This is a genomic window from Mesorhizobium subarcticum, from assembly GCF_055456085.1.
On sequence record NZ_CM144237.1, the window covers coordinates 2,260,595 to 2,281,039 of the forward strand.

22 protein-coding genes and 1 tRNA gene are annotated in these 20,445 nt (G+C 61.9%); 9 read left to right on the forward strand and 14 right to left on the reverse strand.

Features of this window, described 5'->3' with window-relative positions:
- Positions 1-150: 150 nt before the first annotated feature.
- The 3 genes from ACZYHG_RS11055 to ACZYHG_RS11065 form a co-directional block, all read right to left on the reverse strand.
- Positions 151-1,158: an iron ABC transporter substrate-binding protein gene (locus ACZYHG_RS11055; RefSeq protein WP_464614660.1), complete on the reverse strand. Its 1,008-nt coding sequence runs from the start codon at positions 1,156-1,158 to the stop codon at positions 151-153.
- A 150-nt stretch (positions 1,159-1,308) separates the two neighbouring features.
- On the reverse strand, positions 1,309-2,535 hold the full coding sequence (locus ACZYHG_RS11060) for a cytochrome P450 (RefSeq protein ID WP_464613816.1): 1,227 nt from the start codon (positions 2,533-2,535) through the stop codon (positions 1,309-1,311).
- Complete coding sequence (locus ACZYHG_RS11065; protein WP_464613817.1) at positions 2,532-3,053, reverse strand: GNAT family N-acetyltransferase; 522 nt, start codon at positions 3,051-3,053, stop codon at positions 2,532-2,534. Before ACZYHG_RS11065 ends, ACZYHG_RS11060 begins: the two co-directional genes overlap by 4 nt.
- Before the next feature lie 222 nt (positions 3,054-3,275).
- Here ACZYHG_RS11065 and ACZYHG_RS11070 point away from each other — a divergent pair, with 222 nt between their 5' ends.
- The 4 genes from ACZYHG_RS11070 to ACZYHG_RS11085 all read left to right on the forward strand — a co-directional run bounded on the left by ACZYHG_RS11070 (position 3,276) and on the right by ACZYHG_RS11085 (position 7,723).
- Complete coding sequence (locus tag ACZYHG_RS11070; protein ID WP_464613818.1) at positions 3,276-4,292, forward strand: hypothetical protein; 1,017 nt, start codon at positions 3,276-3,278, stop codon at positions 4,290-4,292.
- A 110-nt stretch (positions 4,293-4,402) separates the two neighbouring features.
- The gene (locus ACZYHG_RS11075; RefSeq protein ID WP_027031250.1) at positions 4,403-4,939 is read left to right on the forward strand and encodes a sigma-70 family RNA polymerase sigma factor; all 537 of its coding nucleotides are present in this window, start codon (positions 4,403-4,405) and stop codon (positions 4,937-4,939) included.
- 1 nt (position 4,940) lies between these two features.
- Positions 4,941-5,579: an NrsF family protein gene (locus ACZYHG_RS11080; protein WP_464613819.1), complete on the forward strand. Its 639-nt coding sequence runs from the start codon at positions 4,941-4,943 to the stop codon at positions 5,577-5,579.
- 179 nt (positions 5,580-5,758) lie between these two features.
- Complete coding sequence (locus ACZYHG_RS11085) at positions 5,759-7,723, forward strand: PAS domain S-box protein (protein ID WP_464614661.1); 1,965 nt, start codon at positions 5,759-5,761, stop codon at positions 7,721-7,723.
- Between the two features lie 94 nt (positions 7,724-7,817).
- Here the strand turns inward: ACZYHG_RS11085 and ACZYHG_RS11090 are convergent, their stop codons facing one another.
- The 7 genes from ACZYHG_RS11090 to ACZYHG_RS11120 all read right to left on the reverse strand — a co-directional run bounded on the left by ACZYHG_RS11090 (position 7,818) and on the right by ACZYHG_RS11120 (position 13,493).
- Positions 7,818-8,696, reverse strand: coding sequence for a 3-hydroxybutyryl-CoA dehydrogenase (locus tag ACZYHG_RS11090; protein ID WP_027031247.1), 879 nt, complete (start codon positions 8,694-8,696; stop codon positions 7,818-7,820).
- 195 nt (positions 8,697-8,891) lie between these two features.
- Positions 8,892-9,821: an electron transfer flavoprotein subunit alpha/FixB family protein gene (locus ACZYHG_RS11095; protein WP_464613820.1), complete on the reverse strand. Its 930-nt coding sequence runs from the start codon at positions 9,819-9,821 to the stop codon at positions 8,892-8,894.
- 161 nt (positions 9,822-9,982) lie between these two features.
- On the reverse strand, positions 9,983-10,732 hold the full coding sequence (locus ACZYHG_RS11100) for an electron transfer flavoprotein subunit beta/FixA family protein (protein ID WP_464613821.1): 750 nt from the start codon (positions 10,730-10,732) through the stop codon (positions 9,983-9,985).
- 235 nt (positions 10,733-10,967) lie between these two features.
- Entirely contained in the window at positions 10,968-11,768 is an 801-nt protein-coding gene (locus ACZYHG_RS11105) for a rhomboid family intramembrane serine protease (protein ID WP_464613822.1), read from the reverse strand.
- Positions 11,769-11,801: 33 nt separating this feature from the next.
- Positions 11,802-12,383 (reverse strand): cob(I)yrinic acid a,c-diamide adenosyltransferase, encoded by a 582-nt coding sequence (locus tag ACZYHG_RS11110; RefSeq protein WP_464613823.1) that lies wholly within the window; start codon positions 12,381-12,383, stop codon positions 11,802-11,804.
- A 25-nt stretch (positions 12,384-12,408) separates the two neighbouring features.
- On the reverse strand, positions 12,409-12,600 hold the full coding sequence (locus ACZYHG_RS11115) for a twin transmembrane helix small protein (RefSeq protein WP_027031242.1): 192 nt from the start codon (positions 12,598-12,600) through the stop codon (positions 12,409-12,411).
- A 26-nt stretch (positions 12,601-12,626) separates the two neighbouring features.
- A complete protein-coding gene (locus ACZYHG_RS11120; RefSeq protein ID WP_464613824.1) occupies positions 12,627-13,493 on the reverse strand; it encodes an SDR family oxidoreductase in 867 nt (288 codons plus the stop codon).
- Positions 13,494-13,551: 58 nt separating this feature from the next.
- Between ACZYHG_RS11120 and ACZYHG_RS11125 the strand changes: the two genes are divergently transcribed.
- Entirely contained in the window at positions 13,552-14,403 is an 852-nt protein-coding gene (locus ACZYHG_RS11125) for a YihY/virulence factor BrkB family protein (RefSeq protein WP_464613825.1), read from the forward strand.
- Here ACZYHG_RS11125 and ACZYHG_RS11130 read toward each other — a convergent pair.
- Positions 14,373-15,275 carry a DMT family transporter gene (locus tag ACZYHG_RS11130; protein ID WP_464613826.1) on the reverse strand — a complete coding sequence of 301 codons (903 nt, stop codon included), beginning with the start codon at positions 15,273-15,275 and terminating at the stop codon, positions 14,373-14,375. The genes ACZYHG_RS11125 and ACZYHG_RS11130 overlap by 31 nt on opposite strands.
- Positions 15,276-15,423: 148 nt before the next feature.
- Positions 15,424-16,299 carry a tRNA glutamyl-Q(34) synthetase GluQRS gene (gene gluQRS, locus ACZYHG_RS11135; protein ID WP_464613827.1) on the reverse strand — a complete coding sequence of 292 codons (876 nt, stop codon included), beginning with the start codon at positions 16,297-16,299 and terminating at the stop codon, positions 15,424-15,426.
- Positions 16,300-16,374: 75 nt separating this feature from the next.
- Between gluQRS and ACZYHG_RS11140 the strand changes: the two genes are divergently transcribed.
- Both ACZYHG_RS11140 and ACZYHG_RS11145 read left to right on the forward strand, forming a co-directional pair.
- The gene (locus ACZYHG_RS11140) at positions 16,375-17,016 is read left to right on the forward strand and encodes a DNA-3-methyladenine glycosylase family protein (RefSeq protein ID WP_464613828.1); all 642 of its coding nucleotides are present in this window, start codon (positions 16,375-16,377) and stop codon (positions 17,014-17,016) included.
- Positions 17,017-17,144: 128 nt separating this feature from the next.
- The gene (locus tag ACZYHG_RS11145; protein WP_027031236.1) at positions 17,145-17,702 is read left to right on the forward strand and encodes an HNH endonuclease; all 558 of its coding nucleotides are present in this window, start codon (positions 17,145-17,147) and stop codon (positions 17,700-17,702) included.
- Positions 17,703-17,889: 187 nt separating this feature from the next.
- On the opposite strand, the gene ACZYHG_RS11150 is transcribed toward ACZYHG_RS11145, so the two are convergent.
- Both ACZYHG_RS11150 and ACZYHG_RS11155 read right to left on the reverse strand, forming a co-directional pair.
- Complete coding sequence (locus ACZYHG_RS11150; protein ID WP_464613829.1) at positions 17,890-18,408, reverse strand: disulfide bond formation protein B; 519 nt, start codon at positions 18,406-18,408, stop codon at positions 17,890-17,892.
- Between the two features lie 87 nt (positions 18,409-18,495).
- Positions 18,496-19,080: a YqaA family protein gene (locus ACZYHG_RS11155; RefSeq protein ID WP_464613830.1), complete on the reverse strand. Its 585-nt coding sequence runs from the start codon at positions 19,078-19,080 to the stop codon at positions 18,496-18,498.
- Positions 19,081-19,354: 274 nt separating this feature from the next.
- Here ACZYHG_RS11155 and ACZYHG_RS11160 point away from each other — a divergent pair.
- Together ACZYHG_RS11160 and ACZYHG_RS11165 are read left to right on the forward strand one after the other, a co-directional pair.
- Positions 19,355-19,439: transfer RNA gene (locus ACZYHG_RS11160), tRNA-Leu, on the forward strand.
- Positions 19,440-19,626: 187 nt separating this feature from the next.
- A complete protein-coding gene (locus ACZYHG_RS11165; RefSeq protein WP_464614662.1) occupies positions 19,627-20,418 on the forward strand; it encodes a bestrophin-like domain in 792 nt (263 codons plus the stop codon).
- Positions 20,419-20,445 lie beyond the last annotated feature (27 nt).

Below are 20,445 nucleotides of genomic sequence, written 5' to 3' on the forward strand. Positions count from 1 at the left end.
CGTCCAGCGGCAGCCATTGAAGAACCGCGATCGCGGTCCGGAATACAGCGTGTCGTCATCGACAAATGCCATCTCGAAAACAAAACGCTCCCGCGGAAGGCAAAGCCCTGCGGGAGCACGGTCTGACGTCCTTATCAGGACGAACGGCTATTAAAGCAAGCCGGCTGCCGTCATCAGGTCGGTGACCTTCTTGGAGTTCAGTGTCGTGGCATCGACCTTTGGCGCCTGCAGATCAACCAGCGGCACCAGCTTCGGGTTGGACTCAGCCCCCTTGCCGACCGCGTATTCGAAGGATGTGCCGTTCTTCAGCACATCCTGGCCACCCTTGCCGGTCACAAACTTCAGGAAGGCTTGGGCTTCCTTCGGATGCTTGCTCGAGGCGAGCACGCCGCCACCGGAGACCGAGACGAAGGCGCCCGGATCCTGGTTCTTGAAATAGTGCAGCGCAACGTTCTTGCTGTTCTCGCCGGTCTTGGCCTGATCGCCGAAGTAGTAATAATGATAGATCACGCCGCCTTCGATCTCGCCGGCGTTGACCGCCTTCATCACCGTGCTGTTGCCCTTGTAGGCGGTGAAGTTTGTCTTCATGGCCTTCAGCCAGTCCGCCGTGGCGGCTTCACCCTTGAGCTGCAGCAGCGCGCTGACGATGGCCTGGAAATCGGCGCCCGAGGGCGATGCCGCCCAACGGCCCTTCCAGCTTGGGTCGGCAAGATCGAGCAGCGACTTGGGCAACTGGTCGGTCTTGAGCTTGGTCGTGTTGTAGGCAAAGACGGTGCTGCGCGCGGCCACACCCACCCATTTGCCGCTGGCTGCCTGATAGTCCTGCGGCACCTGAGCCAGCGTGTCGGCGTCGACCGGCGCGAACAGTCCAGCGCTTTCGACCAGCACCATGGCCGGCGAATTCTCGGTCAGGAACACGTCGGCGGGTGAAGCGGTGCCTTCGGCGACGATCTGGTTGGAGAAGTCGCTGTCGCCGCCATTGCGCAAGGTGACCTTGATGCCGGTCTCCTTGGTGAAACCTTCGGCCCATTCCTTCGCCAGGCTTTCGTGCTGGGCGTTGTAGACGATGATGCCGGCATCCTCGGCCATCGCCGGGCCGGCGATCAGGCCAATTGCCAGCGCCGTCGCGCCGACGAGCATGGAAAGCTTGTATTTCATGGTGTCGTCCTCGATCTGGGGTTTTGGCACGAGTTCCACCTATCAATACATGACTACGTTAGTCAACATTGTTCTCGTGCCCACACAAACGTAACGAGGCCGGGGATAATTCCATGTGATGTCGCGCGCCCAAAAGCCGCAACGCGGAATTCAAGCCGATGACCGATCTTTCGCCTGAATCATCGGGGCGGTTTGCAGACCGTAGAAAAGCACTGAGCGCCGTCTGACAGCCTTGGAAGCATCAAGGCGCCAACCTTTGGCTTCAGTGAACAGTGCCTCCAGCAGCACTGCCAGCTCCACCCGGGCCACATGCTGACCGAGACAGACATGAAGCCCGGTGCCGAACGCAAGGGCCGGCGAAACACCGGAATGCAGATCCAGCCGATCACCTGCCGGAAAGACGGAAACGTCTCTATTTGCGCTCGCCAGAACAGGGACAACAGCCTGCCCAGCCTTTATGGCAGCACCACCAAACTGCAGATCCTCCGCGGCAATACGTGCCCCGGCGTATTGGACGGGCGCGCAGAAACGAAGCAGTTCCTCTGCTGCTGTGGACCAACCGACATTCCCGTTTTCGAGCGACGACAGTTGCTCCGGAGAACTGGCCAGCGCCGCCAGAGCATTGCCGAATGTGTCCACAACCGTCGCCTGTCCGGCAAACAGCAGAAACACGATGTTTGCAACGGCATCGTCCTTGTGCCAGCGGCCAGCATCGACCTCAGCGAGCATATGAGCGGAAATGCCGTCTGGATGGACGTCGCCGTGCTCTATCGCCCGCAGGACCCATGCCTCCAACCGGCGACAAGCCTCGTTTGCATCTTCGTTGATGCCGCCAATCCTCATGTCCAAGGCATCGGCCATACGCTGTGCGTCGTAGCCAATGCGCCATGGATCATCGATGTCGATACCAAGGATGCGCTCCAGGCCTGAGAAAGCCAGTGGAAGGCCTATATCGACGACAGCGTCGAACTCCCGTTTTCTCACGGCGGATCGCACCAGCTCCGATGCCCTGGACGCTAGCTGGCCGAGCAGGCCTCTGCCAGCGGAAAAGGTTAGCGAACCTGCCAGTGGACGGCGCAAGCTCATATGCCGCGGCGGGTCGGATAAAAGCATGGAGCGGGTCAAAATATCCAACGCCGGATTGGCACTGATTTTCTGCCTGACTTCCTGATAGGCGCCCGGCGGGGCTTGGAGTAACAACGGGTGTTTCAATGCCTGCGATACAAGCTCGTGGCTGAATACGTAGAACGCCTCGCCGACCTCCGGGTAAGGAGGTTTGCCCCAACTGCCGCCTCCCGCGCTCCGACGGCGTGCGAATTCAGGAAACGGATCGCCGTCCAGCGCGAAAGGATCGAAAAGGTCGGCCTGGCCTGTCATCGGGTGAGATCGACGGCAAAGATCACGCGAAATCCGCCGGAACTCAGGTCCTCGGGCAGAAAGTCGGGCGCCAGATGCAGAAATTCACAATGCAGAACGCGTCGGTAAAACCGCAGCAAAGGGTCCTTGGTTATCGCCTCGATTGAAGGCATCACGCCGGTCCGTTGCCACTCATCGATCGTTTGGCGGAATGCTGGATCCGGCCGAACCTTGTCGGGAAAATCATTCTGCGCTCCAGCATAGGACGGACAGCGTCCATCGCCGACCAACCAACGCGCATCGGCTCGACGGCCGTGGTCCGTTAGTTGCGACAGGAGCTGGCGCGCTATGTCGGTGCCGCGAAACTCGGGTCGCACACCAAGGTTGTAAACGTAGAGCGAGTGCGCCGGTTCGCTCCTGGCAAGTGACGAATAAGCGGAGAAGGTCTTTGGGAACTTTTGCGTATCGCGAGGGTCCTGGCTTGTCTCCACGAAGCAGATCGCACCGGCGATAAGGTTCCCGACCAAGGCCACGATCATTGTATGTCCGTATGAAAGGCGGCGACGGATCGCTGCCTCGCTGGCGCCAAGCGGACCCCAGGCAGCTGTTTCCATCGCCACCATGGCTGATATGTCGTCTTCAACAAGTTGACGAAATGTGACCGTTATCATCTTAGAGTGGTTACTCGACAATTGCGCAACAAAATGGGCGATTCCTTGTGCCAACCGTTGGAGAATGCATCAGGAAGGGCTGGGTGTCTCATGATCTTCTACGTTTGTCATCGTTCACATGCCAACACTCAGGCAAGCCTGCTGCTTTATTTTCGAACCGATTTGCAGGATTTCGTCCGCTTCGTTCCCTATGACAAAGCGGCGCATCTGTCTGGAATTTCCAAAGGCACGGTTATCTGGACGGATCTGGACCGCTTGAGCGAGGCCGAGATTGAAGCAAGCTCCAACCTCAGCGAGCATATGAGATTGCGGCAGCCCGATCTCTTCCAACTCAATCATCCTCGGCAAAGTCTTCAGCGTTTCGATCTGCTGTGCATGTTGTTCTCGGACGGCACCAATGATTTCAACGTATACCGGCCCGAGATTCTGCCGGAGAGGATGCGTTTTCCCGTATTCCTGCGCGACGAAGCTGGTGCGACCTACAAGACGCCGCGGCTGCTACCATCACGAGCAGATCTCGACCGGGAGCTTTCGAATCTGGGCGGGATGAACTTTGTTCGCCCCATGGTGGTAGAGTTCGGATCAAAAGCGGAGTCCGACGGCAGCTACCGAAAGTATGCAGCCTATCGCATCGGTGCGCACAGCTATGCGCAGCACTGCTTCGCCAGCGAGGAATGGTTCGTAAAAGACCCGGGAAAAGCTATGTCGGGACAGCAACTGGCCGAGCACAACGCCTATGTTCGTGACAATCCGCACGCAAGCGCGTTGATGCCGATCTTTGAGAAGGCCAGGATTTCATACGGCCGGATTGACTATACGGTTGTCGATGGTCGCATCCAGGTGTTTGAGATCAACACCAATCCGACAGTGTTGAATTATCCGCCAACACCTTTCGATACGTATGATTCTCAGCCTTATGCCGATATGCATGCGAAAGCGTTGGCACAACTGCCCCATGCTGACGATCCCGCCTCCACACCGGATATCGACAAGACCCATTTCCAGATGCTGGGCCGCTTGCGAACCAAGTACCGCCGCAGACGGGTGAAGCTAACGGTTCGGAAGGGGTTGAGATATTTCTGGGGCGCCACGTTCGGCGCGACGTAAGAACGGAGCCTGCAAACTTTCGTGACTTGCCCATAGTTTGGCTTGGACATTATTTCGCCGGCCACGTAACAAATCAGTGCCGAGGCGCGAAAATCGGGGAGTGAACTCTTGTGAGCGGCAAGGACGAGGCCGAGCTTTCCCGGCTGTTGCGAGCCGCGATCGCAGGAGATGAAAGGGCCTACGCCGACTTTCTGCACAGGATTGCCGCGCTGGTTCGCGGTTTTGTCCGGCGCAAGATCGTGCAGGGCGGGGTCGATCCCGAGGATGTCGTGCAGGAAACCTTGCTGGCCATTCATGTGAAACGGCATACCTGGCGCCAGGACGCGCCGGTGCTGCCATGGATCTATGCGATCGCCCGCTTCAAGCTGATCGACGCGTTCCGGCGGCGCGGCCGACGCATCGAGATCGATGTCGACGATATCGCCGAGACCTTCGCCGAGCCGGAGCCGGAAACCGTCAGTGAGCGTGATATCAACCGGGCTCTCGACGGCCTGTCGCCGGCACAACGTTCCGTGGTGTCGGCTGTGTCGGTGGAAGGCCGATCCATCGGCGAGACGGCTGCCAAGTTCGGCATCACCGAGACGGCGGTGCGTGTGTCGCTGCATCGCGGACTTGCCGCCATAGCCAAGCGTTTTGGGCGGGAATGACATGAGGACCGAGGATCTCATCAAGGCGCTCGACGCCGATGCAAGCAGCAAGGCGATGCCGCTGCGCTCGGCCTGGCGGCTGGCGGCTGGCGCGGCCATTGTCATTGCGGCGGTCGTTTTCCTGCTGACGATCGGTCCGCGCCCCGATTTCATGGTGGCCGCGCACACGATGCGCTTTCTGTCCAAATTCGTTTTCACCATCGTGCTCGCCGTCAGCGCCTTCGCCCTGATCCGTGCCTTGTCTACACCGGGTGCGGCGACAGGCCGGGCAATGGCGGGAATGATCGCTGCGCCGCTGCTGGTCGCCGTGGCGGTGGTGTTGGAGCTCTTCATGGTGCCGGAGGCGTTGTGGGGCACGCGCATGGTCGGCTCCAACATGATGATCTGCATGGGCTTCATCCCGCTGATCGGCATCGGCCCGCTGGCCATCTTCCTGTGGATGCTGCGCTACGGCGCGCCGACGCGGCCGGTGCTTGCCGGGGCGGTGGCTGGCCTGCTCGCCGGCGGGCTGGCGGCGACCTTCTATGCCGCGCACTGTTTCGACGACTTACCGCTTTTCGTCGCCACCTGGTACACGATCGCAATCGCGGCCCTTGCCGTGCTTGGCGCGCTGGGCGGGCGCTTTTTCGTGCGCTGGTAGCTTGGGTACCTGCGACCACACCTCGTGCATACCGATCCTTAATCATGCCGGCAATTGTTTGCCGGTTCTCCATATCGCCAGTACCCCAGGCGCAACCTTTCCTTAAAATCGATCCTTCAAGGTTTTTCGGGAAAAAGCGATTGCCCACGGGGGTGGCACAGATCGTGACATTGCGAGGAATGATGGGGCCGCGGCGCCACAAACATGCTGCACCGGCTTTGCTTGTGGCCGGTCTTGCCGTGGTGGCAGCCTCCCTCATGCTGCCGAGGCTGGATCTTGGCGCGGACACACTCAGGCTTTGTCTTCAGGTGTCGGTCGCCGTTGCCGCCGGCGCGCTTTTCCTCGCCGGCCTGTTTGTCGTTCGCATCTCCGACGACCGGCGGCAGATCGCGCAGAGCGAGCAGCGGTTCCGTCGGGCCATGCAGGATTCGGCGATCGGCATCGCCATTGTCGGGCTGGACGGGCGCATTCTCGAAACCAATCCAGCTTTCGCCGCCATGCTTGGCTACAGCCGCGAGGAGATCGAGGCGCTAACCTTTCTTCAGATCACCCATCCCGACGACCTGCAGATCGGACGCGAAACGATGGGCGGTCTGAAGGCCGGGACCGTCAATGCTTTTCACTTCGAGAAACGCTATCTGCGCAAGGACGGCACGCCCGTCTGGGCACATCTTGCCGGCTCCGTCATTCGTGACGAGACAAACGGGCGCCCGCTCTATCTCGTCTCGCAGATCGAGGACATCGACGCGCGCAAGCAGGCCGAAGCGCGCATTGTCGAGGCCGAAACGCGCTGGAATTTCGCGCTGGCCGGCGCCGGCCAAGGCGTCTGGGACCTCGATATCCGCAGAGGCGGCACCACCTATTCCTCGACCTGGGTCAAGATGCTTGGCTACGCGGATGGTGAACTCGATGGCGACCCCGATCGCTGGCTGACGATGATCCATCCCGACGACCGCGAGGCCGTCGCCGAGGCGGACCGCGCCCATCTCGACGGCAAGACCGAGTTTTTCGAAGCCGAGTTCAGGATGCGCCACAAGGATGGCCAGTGGGTCTGGATCCTCGATCGCGGCAAAGCCATCGAGCGTGACCGGGACGGGCGTCTGGTCAGGGCCATCGGCAGCCTGACTGACATCACCCGGCGCAAGCAGGCCGAAGAGCGCCTGACGGTGTCGGCGGCGATGCTGGCCGACGAGAAAGAGCGGCTCAGGGTGACGCTGCAGTCGATCGGCGATGCCGTGATCTGCACCGATGCGGCGAACCGCGTCACCTTCATGAACCCGGTTGCCGAGAAGCTGACCGGCGTTGCCGGCGCGGCGGCTCTCGGCAAGACGCTCGGCCATGTCTATTGGGCGGTCGACGAGGAGACGGGTCACAGGATCGGGGTGACACGGCCCGCGATTGGCGCGGAGGCGCCCTCCGACCAGAACAGCCGCGCCGTGTTGATCCGGCGTGATGACACACGCTGCAGCATCCGCCAGGTCGTGTCGCCGATCATGAATGAACGCAGCGAATTCTGCGGTCTGGTCATCGTCTTCCAGGACTTCACCGATGCGCGTGCGCTGCAGCGCCAGCTGGCCCACGCCGCGGCGCATGATGCGCTGACCGGCCTTGCCAATCGCTCAAGCTTTATCCGCACCATGGAGGGACTGGTCGATCAGGCGCGCAAGGACGGCACGACGGCTGGGGGCGGCCATCAGTTCATGTTCATCGACCTCGACCATTTCAAACTGGTCAACGACACCGGCGGTCACGCCGCGGGAGACGCCTTGCTGAAGCGGGTTGCCGAGGCGGTGCGCGACGTGCTTAGTCCTGAAGACATCGTCGCGCGCCTGGGCGGCGACGAATTCGCGGTTATCCTGAAATCCGGTTCGACCGCCGGCGCCAGGATCGCGGCACGCTCCGTCATCGATGCGATAGCCGGCCTGAACTTCACCTGGGATGGCCGCCAGCACGCGATCGGCGCCAGCATCGGCCTGGCGGCGATCTGCGCCAATTGCGGGGAAGTCGACGAGATCATCGCAAAGGCCGATGCCGCCTGCTACGCGGCCAAGGCCGCCGGCCGCGGATGCGTTTCCGTGGCGCCGGACGTCAAAATCGATGATGACAGGTCAGCGCCGCCCACGCCGCTGGCTGCGGCGTCGTAAGCGGACGCGTTACCTCTTTGTTTTGGGGCAATTCCCAAGGGAAAACGCGATGCGTTTCCCGGGAAAACCGCTTCACACTTTTCCTGGAATTGCTTCAGCGCGTCGGGACGGGATGCTCGCCGCGATAGTCGTAGAAGCCGCGCCCGGTCTTGCGGCCGAGCCAGCCGGCTTCGACATATTTGACCAGCAGCGGGCAGGGGCGGTACTTCGAGTCCGACAGGCCGTCATGCAGCACCTGCATGATCGACAGGCAGGTGTCGAGGCCGATGAAGTCGGCCAGCTGCAGCGGTCCCATCGGATGGTTGGCGCCGAGCCGCATGGCGGTGTCGATGGCGTCGACCGAGCCGACGCCCTCATAGAGCGTGTAGATCGCCTCGTTGATCATTGGCAGCAGGATGCGGTTGACGATGAAGGCCGGGAAATCCTCCGAGACCGTGATCGTCTTGTCGAGCTGCTTCACATAGGTCTTGGCCGCCTCGAAGGTCTGGTCCTCGGTGGCGATGCCACGCACCAGTTCGACCAGCTTCATCAGTGGCACCGGGTTCATGAAATGTATGCCGATGAAACGCTCCGGCCGGTCGGTCTGCGCGGCCAGCCGGGTGATCGAGATCGATGAGGTGTTGGTCGCCAGGATCGCTTCGGGATTGAGCTGCGGACAGAGCTGCGCATAGATCTTGCGCTTGACCGTCTCGTCCTCGGTCGCCGCCTCGATCACCAGATCGGCGCCGGCAAGATCGGCCATCGTCGGCGCCGAGGCAATGCGCGCCATTGCCTGGTTGCGCAGCTTCTCGTCGAGCTTGCCTGAGCCCACCTGGCGGGCCATGTTGCCGCTGATGGTGGCGATGCCCTTCTCGATGCGATCAGGCGATATATCGTAGATCAGCACCTTGAAGCCTGAAAGCGCGGAGACGTGGGCGATACCCCCACCCATCTGGCCCGCGCCGATGATGCCGATCGTCTCGATCTTGCTCATTACACCGATCCCGTCCGGAGCCCTTCCGCCTGAATTGCGGAAGCGCCCCACCTTTTTTGTTTTCCGCAATTCCGGACGCAAAACCGTTGGAATTGCTTAGGCCTTTGCGGCCTGTTTTTGTGCAGTGCAAACTAAAAGGGCGGGGCGACTTCGTCTACCCCACCCCAGGCATTTAATACGCTTTGTCAGAAAGCGTCAAAGCGCCTTCTGCAACTCCGGCAGGATAACGAAAAGATCGCCGACGAGGCCGTAGTCGGCAACCTGGAAAATCGGCGCCTCCTCATCCTTGTTGATGGCGACGATAACCTTGGAATCCTTCATGCCGGCGAGATGCTGGATAGCGCCGGAGATACCGACCGCGATGTAGAGATCGGGGGCGACGACCTTGCCGGTCTGGCCGACCTGCCAGTCGTTCGGAGCATAGCCGGCATCGACCGCCGCGCGCGAAGCACCAACCGCCGCACCAAGCTTGTCGGCAACCGGCAGGATGACCTCCTGGAATTTTTCCGCCGAGCCGAGCGCGCGGCCGCCGGAGATGATGATCTTGGCCGAGGTCAGTTCCGGACGGTCGTTCTCAGAGAGCTTGTTCTCGACGAAGGTGGACAGGCCGGGATTGGCCGCCGCCTTGACGGTTTCGACCGCGGCCGAACCGCCCTCGGGGGCCGCCTGGAAGGAAGCCGTGCGCACGGTGATGACCTTCTTGGCGTCGGTCGACTGCACCGTCTGAATGGCGTTGCCGGCATAGATCGGCCGCTTGAAGGTATCAGGCGACACCACTTCGATGATTTCGGAGACCTGCGCGACATCGAGCAGGGCCGCGACGCGTGGTGCGACGTTCTTGCCCGATGATGTCGCTGGTGCGATGATGGTGTCATAGGCGCCCGCGAGCGACACAACGAGTGCTGCCGTCGGTTCGGCGAGGCGCTCAGCGAGCTCGTCGGCCTCGGCCAGCAGAACCTTGGTTACGCCCTTCAACTTGGCGGCGGCGTCGGCAGCGCCCTTGGCGCCCTTGCCGGCCACCAGTACATGCACGTCCGAGCCGATCTGCAGGGCTGCCGACAGCGCCTTGGCGGTCTGGTCGGAAAGCGTCGCGTTGTCGTGTTCGGCGATGAGGAGAATTGCCATTAGATTTGGTTTCCCTGACTTTCGTCTTCGAGGCTCCCTGAATTCCGGTCAGGCCGAGCCGAAAACGGTTGGTTTCGAGAACCGGAGCGGAGCGTACGTTTGTACGTGAGCACCGGAAGCGCAGAAGCCGACCGTTTGCAGGCCGGCCTCATCGGAATTCCTTACAAGACGCCGGCTTCGTTCTTGAGCTTGTCGATGAGCTCGGCGACGCTCTTCACCTTGACGCCCGCCTTGCGGCCGCTGGGCTCCTCGGTCTTGACGACCTTGAGGCGCGGCTTGACGTCGGCGCCGTAGTCCGCCGGGCTCTTTTCGTCGAGCTGCTTCTTCTTGGCCTTCATGATGTTGGGCAGGGAGGCATAGCGCGGCTGGTTGAGGCGAAGGTCGGCGGTGACGATCGCCGGCATCTTCAGCTCCACCGTCTGCAGGCCGCCGTCGACTTCGCGCGTCACCTTGGCCTTGTCGCCTTCGAGCACGATCTTGGAGGCGAAGGTGCCCTGCGCCCAGCCGAGCAAAGCGGCCAGCATCTGGCCGGTCTGGTTTGAATCGTCGTCGATCGCCTGCTTGCCCAGGATGACGAGGCCGGGCTGCTCGGCGTCGACGACGCCCTTCAGCACCTTTGCGACACCCAGCGGCTCGGTCTGCTCGTCGGTCTTGACCAGGATGGCGCGGTCGGCGCCCATGGCGAGCGCGGTGCGCAAGGTTTCCTGCGCCTGCTGCGGTCCGATCGACACGACGATGATTTCCTCGGCCTTGCCGGCTTCCTTCAGCCGGATCGCCTCTTCGACCGCGATCTCGTCGAACGGGTTCATCGCCATCTTGACATTGGCGAGTTCAACTGCCGAACCATCAGCCTTCACACGAACCTTGACGTTCGCATCCACAACCCGCTTCACGGGCACAAGGATCTTCATTTGCCTGTCACCTCTTCACGCTAGTTGGGCGCGCTATAGCAGCCTGCGCCCGTTCTGAGTTGTCGAAAGCCGACATTCCTGACTGAATTCCGGCCAGATGGAATTCTGGCCGGATGGAAATTCTGGTCTTTGCCCGTCTTGGACTGCTCCCTTAACAGCCCTAGGCTCAGACGGAGACGTTTCCGTAGTTGGGGCAACCCTTGACGTCAATACGCTGCAAGCGGCTCAAATCGGTTCAGTTTGGGCCAGATGGGTTTCCGCGGCCCCAGCGCGCCGTGGTGGCCGGCGGTTCCGACGCCGCTGGTTCGGCAGCAACCGGCGGCTGGTCGGGCGCGGGAGACACGATATCCTCATCGGCGCCGGCAAAAAGCGGCACGCCGCGGCTGCGCAGGACAAGCACCAGCACGGCGCCTGCCATGATGCCGCCGATGTGGCAGGCCCAGGAAATCTGGTCCTCCCCGCCGCGGGCAAACATGAAAACCTGGAACAGCACCCACAGGATGAGCGGGATGAAGGCCGGTATGCGCAAAGGAATACGGGCAAAGGCCAGCACCCAGACCTTCACCCTGGGATAGAGGATCAGGTAGGCGACGACCACGCCGGCGATGGCACCGGAGGCGCCGATCAGCGGTACCTGTGAATCCCAGGCGACGAGCCCCTGGAAAGCGGCGCCGGCGATGGCGCACAGCAGATAGAAGATCAGGTAGCGGATGTGGCCGAGCGCGTCCTCAACATTGTCGCCGAACACCCACAGGAACAGCATGTTGCCGCCGAGGTGGAAGATATCGGCATGCAGGAAGGAATAGGTGAGATAGCTCAGGCTTTCGGGGATGATGATAAAGCGCGGGTCGAGTTCGGCCGTGTTGTGAACGACCGATGGAATGAAGCCGAGGCCAAGCACCGCCGCATTGGTGAAGTTCTCGCCGCCGAGTGCGGTGGCGCAATAGACCAGCGCGTTGGCCACGATCAGCCCGATCGTCACATATTGCAGCCTGATATGGCGCAGTCTGTTGGTGTCATAAAGCGGGATGAACATCGATTGCTGGCCCCCTCCCGCTTGTCGGTCCGTTCAGCGATTCTTGCCGGGAACCCATAGCACGTCGGCATTTCCATTGTCATTGACCGCCCGGGCGGCGACAAACAGGAAATCCGAGACGCGGTTGATGTATTTCAGCCCGTCGCGGTTGACGTGTTCATGCGGTTCTTGCGCCAAGGCCACCATCAGCCGTTCGGCCCGCCGCGCCACGGTGCGGGCAAGATGCAAGGCTGCGGCCGCCGGCGAACCGCCATTGAGCACAAAGGATTTGAGCGGCTGGAGGTCCTTGTTGAGGAGGTCGATGTCCTTCTCGACACGGTCTGTCTGAGCCGCCGTGATCCGCAACGGCTCGTATTCGAGCGGCTTGCCGTCGTCCGGCACCGCAAGGTCGGCCCCGAGGTCGAAGAGGTCGTTCTGGATGCGCGAAAGCATGGCGTCGATCGCCGGGTGGTTCTCTGCGGTATGGACCCGGGCAATGCCGATGCAGGCATTGGCTTCGTCCACCGTACCGTAGGCGTCCACACGCCGGTCGGATTTTAGCCGCCGTTCACCTGTGCCGAGGCCCGTGGTGCCGTCGTCGCCGGTGCGGGTGTAGATCTTGTTGAGCTTGACCACGTCGTCTCTTCCGCTGCCGATATCCTCACTTGCGGGTGAAATACACGGCCAGCAGGATCAGCACCAGCGCCACGGCCTGCAGCATGACGCGTGCCTGCATAAGCTTGTTCGAGGTGACGCCGGAACCGCCGCGCATCATGTTAATGAGGCCTCGGATCAGCACGATCACCACGGCGGCCATGACCAGAATGGCGAGGATGTTGAAGACGGTTGCCATTGTTGCGTTTCCAGTTGTTTTGGTGTTCAGGCGCGTTTGGCCATCAGGCGGTAGAGTATCGATGCCGGCAGGATGCGTTTGAGCGTCGCGCCGATCTTAGCCGGCACCGTTACCACATAGTGCGGACGCGGGCGCCGCGACAGAAGTGCATGGCGCAGGACCTTATAAACCACTTCAGGCCCGGGTTTCAGCGCCGATTGGCTGCCGCCGGCGCGCAGCCGTTCCAGTTGCGCGGCATAGTCGGCGCTATGCACTGAATTCTCGATGTCGATGTTTTTCAGGAACCAGGGCAGGCCGTTGCTGGCGATCTTCGATTTCACCGGCCCCGGCTCGATCAGCGAGACATGGACGCCACTGCCGGCCAGTTCCTGGCGCTGGCAGAGCATCAGCGCTTCCAGCGCATGTTTCGACGCCGAATAGGCGCCGCGAAAGCGCACCGGCACCAGGCCAAGGATCGACGAGCAATGGACGATGCGGCCATGACCATGGCGGCGCATCCCCGGCACGAGACGGCTGGTCAAATCATGCCAGCCGAAGAAATTGACCTCGAACTGCTCTTTCAGCGCTGCCACCGACAGGTCCTCGACGGCGCCGGCCTGGGCGTAGGCGCCGTTGTTGAACAGCGCGTCGAGCGTTCCGCCGGTGTGCTTGAGCACCGCCGCTACCAGGGCGGCGATCGAGTCCGGTTCGCTGTAGTCGAGATAGAAAGCCTCGATGCCGTCCGCTTCGAGGGCGGCGATGTCTTCCGGCTTGCGCGCTGTCGCGAACACCCGCCAGCCCTCGGCCTTCAACGCGCGGGCGCAGTAGGCGCCGATGCCCGAGGATGCACCGGTGACGATGATGGTGCGCAACTCGGTCGCTGGAGAATTCGTGGTTTGACTTAGGGTTGCCATTTGCCGCATTCACTTCCCATATTCGCGGCGTCGAGACAATCGAAGGGAGCGCGCGTCCTTGCTGCGGAATATTGTCGCCCTGCGCCGCGTGCTCTACGACGCGCTTGGCCATTTCAACACCGATGACGGCTGGGCGATGGCCAGCCATCTGGCGATCACCTCGCTGATGGCGCTGTTTCCGTTCCTGATCTTTGCCACAACGCTGGGCAGCTTCCTCGGCGCCCAGGCCTTTGCCGACACGGCCGTGCACCTGGTCTTCGATACCTGGCCGGATCAGATCGCCAAGCCGATCGCGCATGAGGTGCTGAACGTGCTGACTGTCAGGCGCACCGACCTTTTGACCTATGGCGTGCTGCTTGCCGCTTACTTTGCCTCCAACGGGATCGAGGCGCTGCGCACCTCGCTCAACCGTGCCTATCGGGTCACCGAGACGCGCGGCATCATCCATCGCCGCGTGCAGAGCCTGTTCTTCGTGCTGATCGCGACGGCCGGGTTCCTCGCGATCAGCGTGCTGCTGGTGTTCGCGCCCTTGCTGGCGCGGCTGGCGGAAGCGCATTTCGAGTGGATCAAACCCTATACCGGCACGATCACGCTGTGGCGTTACATCATTGCCTCAACCGTTATCATCGGTGGGCTGTTTTCGGTGCACTACTGGCTGCCGGCCGGCAAGCGCCGCTTCGTGTCGCTGGTGCCGGGCATCATCTTCACGCTGGCCGCGTGGCTTATCGGCTCGACGATGTTTGCCACCTATCTCGACCATTTCTCGTCCTATGTGACGACCTATGCCGGCCTCGCCTCGATCATGATCGCGGTGGTTTTCCTCTACATTGTGTCGGCGATCTTCATCCTTGGTGGCGAGCTCAATGCCGCCATCAGCCGTTATCTGGAGGCCCGGGCTCGGGTCGGCTGAGATTTTGCAGATCGCGCCGTTGCCAGCCCAACGCCGAAGGTGGTGATCGCCATGCCGGCAATCTGCAACGCGTTGAGCTGCTCGTCGAACAAGGCCCAGGCGATGATCGCCGTCACCGCCGGCACTAGGTAGAACAGCGAGGCGACTTTCGACATTTCGCCGTCGCGGATCATCACCATCAAAAGGAAGATGGCACCGAGCGACAGCACCAGCACCAGCCAGGCCATGGCGAAGATCAGTTCGCCGTTGATGACCACGGTGTGCGTCTCGAAGGCGAGCGCGGCCAGGATCATCACGGAAGCGCCGCCGACATATTGCCACATGGTTGCGGCAACGAGGTCTCCGCCGGAGGCAAAGCGCTTCTGCCAGATGGTGCCGGCGCTCATACCGAGCACCGAGACAAGCGAGGCGGTCAGGGTCGCCGTGGTCACGCCGCCGCCGAGCGCGCCGAGCTTTGGCCACAGCACGATGACGATGCCGATCAGGCCGATGCCAAGGCCAAGCCAGTGGCGCGGCAGGATCGCTTCGCCAAGGAATTTGCCGGCAAGCACGGCCGTGATCAGCGGCTGCAGCCCGACGATCAGGGCAGAAAACCCGGCCGGCATGCCCCGGTGGATGGCCCAGAAGACAGCGCCGAGATAGACGCCGTGCATCAGCACACCGGCGCCCGTCGCGTGCAGCGCCTCTTCCCGCGTTGCGCGTTTCGAGCCGAGCACCAGCATCAGCACAGCCAGCAAGATGGCGGCGATAACGAAGCGTGCGGCGAGGAAGGTGAACGGCTCCGCCCACGGCATGGCGTAGCGCGCGCCGATGAAGCCGGTCGCCCACAGGACGACGAAGGTGGCGGGGATGAACCGCTTGATGCTGTGCATTTTCCGGAAACCGCCGCACTGGAAAGAGTTGAACGTGGCGCTGCTCTAATCCCGTTCAGCCCGGCGCGCAAAACCAAACGATTGATCCATGCATCACGGGAATTCAACCGGTGGTGCGTCCGGCAGGCTGCTTACAGGCTCACTGAGGTCAAAGTCCGATAATTCGCCTGATATCGTCCGGCGATGTGCCGGCCTCGCGCAGCCTGCCAAGGCCAGTGTCGCCAAGGCTCTTCGACAGTTTTCGCCCATCCGGCCCGAGGATGAGACGATGATGGAAATAGGCCGGTTGCGGGAGCCCCAGAAGCTCCTGGAGCAGGCGCTGCACGCCGGTGGCGGAAAACAGATCCTGGCCACGCACGACATGGCTGACGCCTTGCAGCGCATCGTCCATGACGACTGCGAGGTGATAGCTTGTCGGGATGTCGCGACGCGCCACGATCACGTCGCCCCAGTCCCGCGGTCGGGCTTCGACCGAACGGGTCGCGGAAAGCGTCTCATCGGCGAATTCGGTCCATGCGAGGTGCTTGCCGACACGCGCAATGGCGGCATCGACGTCCAGACGCCAGGCGAAGGGTGTGTTCTCGGCGATGCGCCGCTTGCGTTCCCTGATCGGCAGCGTCTTGTCCGCCGGTGGATAGAGCGGCACGCCGTCGGGATCGCGCGGCCAGTCACGCCCACGGTTTTCACTGTCGGTGATGAAGGCCCTGATGTCGCCACGGCTCATGAAGGCGGGATAGACCAGTTCCTCGCGGATCAGCCGGTCAAGCACCGCCCCGTACTCGGAAAAATGCTCGGACTGGCGGCGCACCGGCTCTTCCCAGCCAAGGCCCAGCCATTTGAGATCGGCAAGCACGCCGGCCTCGAATTGCGGCGTGCAGCGCGTCGTGTCGATATCCTCGATGCGCAGCAGCAGGCGGCCGCCCGACGCCCTTGCCAGCTCCTGATTGAGCAGCGCCGAATAGGCGTGGCCGAGATGCAGTTCGCCATTGGGGCTGGGCGCGAAGCGGAATGTCAGGAGCGTCATGTCTCAAGCGGCAATCGGGTTGTGCTGTGGTTTTGGCGGTTGCTACCTTGCTGCACATTGGCGGACAAGGATACCATGCAACGCATCGCGACACTGGACGACATCGCGCGGGGGCTGGATGCGCTTTGCATCATCGATCCGCGCCTGGAGAAGGTGCGCGGCATGGCCGGCGAGGTGCCGCTGCGGCTCTCAGAGCCGGGCTTCAGAAGCCTGGCCTCGATCATCGTCTCGCAGCAGGTTTCCCGGGCGAGCGCCGACGCCATCTTCGGCCGGTTGACCAGGCTGGTCGATCCGCTGACGCCCCAGGCGATCTTGGCCGCCGGCGAGGACATGTTTCGCGAGGCCGGCCTGTCGCGGCCCAAGCAGCGCGGCCTGATCGCGGTTGCCCAGGCGGTTGCCGACGGCCTCGACCTCAATCACCTCTGTTCACTTGAGGCTGAGGAGGCGATCACGGCGATGACGGCGGTGTCCGGTATCGGCCCGTGGACGGCGGAAGTTTACCTCCTGTTTGCCGCGGGCCACCCCGACATCTTCCCGGCGCGTGACGTTGCCTTGCAGAGCGCGGTCGGCCATGCGCTCGGCATCGACCCGCGTCCGCCGGAGAAAATACTGATCCAACTCGCCGAATCATGGAGCCCGTGGCGAGGTGTCGCATCGCGGCTTTTCTGGTCCTATTATCGCGAAACCAGGGGGCGAGACGCTGCGCCGCCGGCCTGACTCTGCAAAAAACCATGAAAATCATGCGTTTTTGGCGCTTTGGCCGAACGACAATCCGCTTCACATCCCTGTCATGTCGGGCTTACAGTATCCGCGCCGTTCGGGTCTAGAACCAAGGAGGTGAACACGTGACGGTTGCCGTATCTCCGGATGGGCTTCCAGCACTGGTGCTGAATGCGGATTACCGTCCGCTCAGCTATTACCCCTTGTCGCTATGGTCCTGGCAGGACGCCATCAAGGCGGTGTTCCTCGACCGGGTGAACATCGTCGCCGAATACGAGCATGCGGTGTCCTCGCCGACCTTCTCGATGAAGCTGCCGAGCGTGGTCAGCCTGAAGGCCTACGTGAAGCCGTCTAGGCATCCGGCCTTTACCCGCTTCAACGTGTTCCTGCGCGACCGCTTCCAGTGCCAGTACTGCGGCACGCCGGAAGATCTGACCTTCGACCACGTCATTCCCCGCCATCGCGGCGGTGCCACGACCTGGGAGAATGTCGTTGCCGCCTGTTCGCCCTGCAACCTCAGGAAGGGCGGCATGATGCCGGCGCATGCCAAGATGTTTCCGCTGCAGAAGCCTTACCAGCCGACTGTGCACGATCTGCACAACAATGGCCGGCTGTTTCCGCCGAACCATCTGCATGAAAGCTGGATGGATTATCTCTACTGGGATGTCGAACTGGAACCTTGAGATCGTTCGAGACTTCGGGAGGCTGGCCGTCTGGAGCAATTGTCTGCGCTTCCCCGTTCTACTGCGTCACAGTAGAACAGAGCTCACGGACCAGATGTCCGCTCCGCTTCGGTTCTCGACAATCACTCCATATGACTCAGCCTGCCGAATTCTTGGAAAGATCTCGCGTCGGCGCTTTCGCGCTAGATCAATCGCGGGCCAGAGCACCCCTGAACGCGACGGCGGCGAGGATCAGGCTGGCGATGGCGTTCCAGCCGGCCAAAGACAGGCCCAGGATGCGCAGTGCGGCCTTGTCGCAGGAGGGCGGCACGAATTTGTCGAGTGCGTCGAGCACGCCCTTGCCGCCGGTGTCCACCGGCCCGGCGCCTGCCGTGCAATCGGTCGGGCCTGCCCACCACTGCCATTCGACGCCGGAGTGGTAGACGCCGAGATAGAGGCCGTAGAGCATCAGCAGGCCGCCAATGCCCAGCAGGCCGCGCGTCAGCCAAGCGGGCGCGCGCAGCATCGATGCAATCACCGCCAGCAGCATCAGCGGCGCGCCGATATAATAGGGGGTCCGCTGTTCCAGGCAGAGATGGCAGGGGATGTAGCCGCCAATATACTGGAAGCCGAGCGCCGAGCCGACGGTCGCGGCCATGGCGACCGCGAGAAACAAGGCCATCCGCGTGCGCTGGCGTCCGGTGTCGGCATTCATGGTCGCTGTCATGGTTCTTTCGTCCGTTGTGTTCGCCGCCCGTTCGCCCTTATCCATGTCGTTGTCCCAAAACCGCAGGACACTATTGGGCGACATGGACTAGAGCGCGTATTTGATCAGGATATAGAGCAAAATCAGGGCAGCCGCGCCGGCGCCGACAATCAATCCCAGGCGCTTCTCGATGAACTCCTTGATCGACTCACCATAGCGGCGCAGCAGCCAGGCAAGCAGCAGGAACCGAGCGCCTCGCGCCAAGATGGCCGAAACGATGAAGACAACAAGATTTATGTGAAGCGCCCCGGCCAGAATGGTGACCACCTTGATCGGCGGCAGGTGCGCAACGCCGGACGTGACGAGCAGCACCAGCATTAGCCCCGTGCCGGACGACTGCCACTGCTCGAAGGCGGCAAGGCCGCCGAAGTGCTCCAGGATCGGCCGTGCTATCGTGTCGTAGGCATAATAGCCGATCAGCCACCCGGCAATGCCGCCCAGCACGGACGCCACCGTGGCGGTCAGCGCGTAGCGATAGGCGCGGTCGGGCCGTGCCAACGCCATGGGCAGGAACAGTACGTCCGCCGGAATGAAGAACACCGAGCTCTCGACGAAGGCGATGAAGGCCAGCCACCATTCGGCGGATTTGCGCGCCGCCAGCGACAGGGTCCAATCGTACAGTCCGCGAAGCATCGGCTCTCCTAATCCCGTGTCGTCCAAAACGCGCGGATGCCTGGGGCAAAGGCATGGATGAAAACAGGACCCAAAGCGCGCGCGGCCATCGTTTCAGACGCGCCACGCTCCATGCGCCGCCTGTCTAGAAAGATTTTCCGCGCTGCACAATGGCAGCCCGGCAATGAAATCAAAAGGCGAAGATTGGTCGCATCAGGGCGATCCCTGGAATTGGCCAGTTGACGAACAGGCCTCCGACCGTATAGTCCGCGCCCATCCAGGCCGCCCGGCCTGAGCCCCTATGGCGGAATTGGTAGACGCGCTCGACTCAAAATCGAGTTCCGCAAGGAGTGCTGGTTCGATTCCGGCTAGGGGCACCATTTTCTCTACAACCCGCTACGCGACAGTGGCGGGGCCTGCTTCCAGAGCGGTGCGAACGTCCACCCATAGACCATGGCCGCCGACCCTTGCCCGGAGCACCTGCTTGCGTAGTTTAGCCTGCGGCGATACTCCTAGAGGCCAACACATCAAGCGGCACAATTGCCGAGTTTCCGGCCACTTTGCGTGATGGAAATACTCTACGGGCTTGGGTTTCTGGTGCTGTTCAGCTTAAGCGCGGTCAGTGGGGTCGCATTGCGCGCCCGGCTGCACGAAGCCCACTTCTCGAAGGACAATATGCATGCGGTAAGCCTGGGAACAGGTCTCCTCGTCACCTTCGCCGCCCTGGTTCTCAGCCTGCAGTTGTCTTCGGCGAGATCGACTTTCGATGTCGCCAACCGCGACCGCTCGCTCTACGCCGCCAAATTGGCACGCTTGGACGAATGCCTTCGAAATCTTGGCCCCGAGATGGGAGCAACGAGAGAACGCCTTCGCCAATATACCGCTGCCGTTATAGCGAGTACGTGGCCGCACGAGATTGCGCCCGTCGTCGACGGCATGCCGGATATTCGGCACATGGCCGTAAGTGGCGAAGATGCGACTCTAAAGGCCATCATGAACGAGGTCGGCGTATCGATCAACTCCGTGGCGCCGGCGGATACCGCGCATATAAACATGGCTGCCAGGTGCCGATTGAATTTCACAATGGTCGAGGAGAGCCGTTGGCTGGTCATTGAAGATTCGGATCGTGGCGGCAGCAATTCGTACACTGACATAGTCAGCTTCTGGCTGGCGCTCGTGTTCTTCAGCTTTGGACTTCAGGTTCCACGGCGCACGTTGAGTGTCATGGCCTTGGCCATCTCGGTCGTGGCCGTCGCCAGCGTGATGTTTGTCATTGTCGATTTGAATTTTCCCTACGGAGGCATATTCGGCATCAAGAGTTCCGCTATGCGCGACGCCTTGGCTGATATGAACAGATAGGCTGTGCCGGGCATGCGTGAGGCCATG

What these genes read in the sequence shown, in the direction of transcription:
- ACZYHG_RS11080 (WP_464613819.1), top strand. Translation starts at nt 4,941, where the DNA reads ATGAGGACCGAGGATCTCATCAAGGCGCTCGACGCCGATGCAAGCAGC.
- ACZYHG_RS11140 (WP_464613828.1), top strand. Translation starts at nt 16,375, where the DNA reads ATGCAACGCATCGCGACACTGGACGACATCGCGCGGGGGCTGGATGCG.
- ACZYHG_RS11085 (WP_464614661.1), top strand. Translation starts at nt 5,759, where the DNA reads ATGATGGGGCCGCGGCGCCACAAACATGCTGCACCGGCTTTGCTTGTG.
- ACZYHG_RS11100 (WP_464613821.1), bottom strand. Translation starts at nt 10,732, where the DNA reads ATGAAGATCCTTGTGCCCGTGAAGCGGGTTGTGGATGCGAACGTCAAG.
- ACZYHG_RS11115 (WP_027031242.1), bottom strand. Translation starts at nt 12,600, where the DNA reads ATGGCAACCGTCTTCAACATCCTCGCCATTCTGGTCATGGCCGCCGTG.
- ACZYHG_RS11155 (WP_464613830.1), bottom strand. Translation starts at nt 19,080, where the DNA reads ATGCTTCGCGGACTGTACGATTGGACCCTGTCGCTGGCGGCGCGCAAA.
- ACZYHG_RS11065 (WP_464613817.1), bottom strand. Translation starts at nt 3,053, where the DNA reads ATGATCGTGGCCTTGGTCGGGAACCTTATCGCCGGTGCGATCTGCTTC.
- ACZYHG_RS11060 (WP_464613816.1), bottom strand. Translation starts at nt 2,535, where the DNA reads ATGACAGGCCAGGCCGACCTTTTCGATCCTTTCGCGCTGGACGGCGAT.
- ACZYHG_RS11165 (WP_464614662.1), top strand. Translation starts at nt 19,627, where the DNA reads ATGGAAATACTCTACGGGCTTGGGTTTCTGGTGCTGTTCAGCTTAAGC.
- gluQRS (WP_464613827.1), bottom strand. Translation starts at nt 16,299, where the DNA reads ATGACGCTCCTGACATTCCGCTTCGCGCCCAGCCCCAATGGCGAACTG.
- ACZYHG_RS11070 (WP_464613818.1), top strand. Translation starts at nt 3,276, where the DNA reads ATGATCTTCTACGTTTGTCATCGTTCACATGCCAACACTCAGGCAAGC.
- ACZYHG_RS11150 (WP_464613829.1), bottom strand. Translation starts at nt 18,408, where the DNA reads ATGACAGCGACCATGAATGCCGACACCGGACGCCAGCGCACGCGGATG.
- ACZYHG_RS11130 (WP_464613826.1), bottom strand. Translation starts at nt 15,275, where the DNA reads ATGCACAGCATCAAGCGGTTCATCCCCGCCACCTTCGTCGTCCTGTGG.
- ACZYHG_RS11105 (WP_464613822.1), bottom strand. Translation starts at nt 11,768, where the DNA reads ATGTTCATCCCGCTTTATGACACCAACAGACTGCGCCATATCAGGCTG.
- ACZYHG_RS11055 (WP_464614660.1), bottom strand. Translation starts at nt 1,158, where the DNA reads ATGAAATACAAGCTTTCCATGCTCGTCGGCGCGACGGCGCTGGCAATT.
- ACZYHG_RS11120 (WP_464613824.1), bottom strand. Translation starts at nt 13,493, where the DNA reads ATGGCAACCCTAAGTCAAACCACGAATTCTCCAGCGACCGAGTTGCGC.
- ACZYHG_RS11090 (WP_027031247.1), bottom strand. Translation starts at nt 8,696, where the DNA reads ATGAGCAAGATCGAGACGATCGGCATCATCGGCGCGGGCCAGATGGGT.
- ACZYHG_RS11095 (WP_464613820.1), bottom strand. Translation starts at nt 9,821, where the DNA reads ATGGCAATTCTCCTCATCGCCGAACACGACAACGCGACGCTTTCCGAC.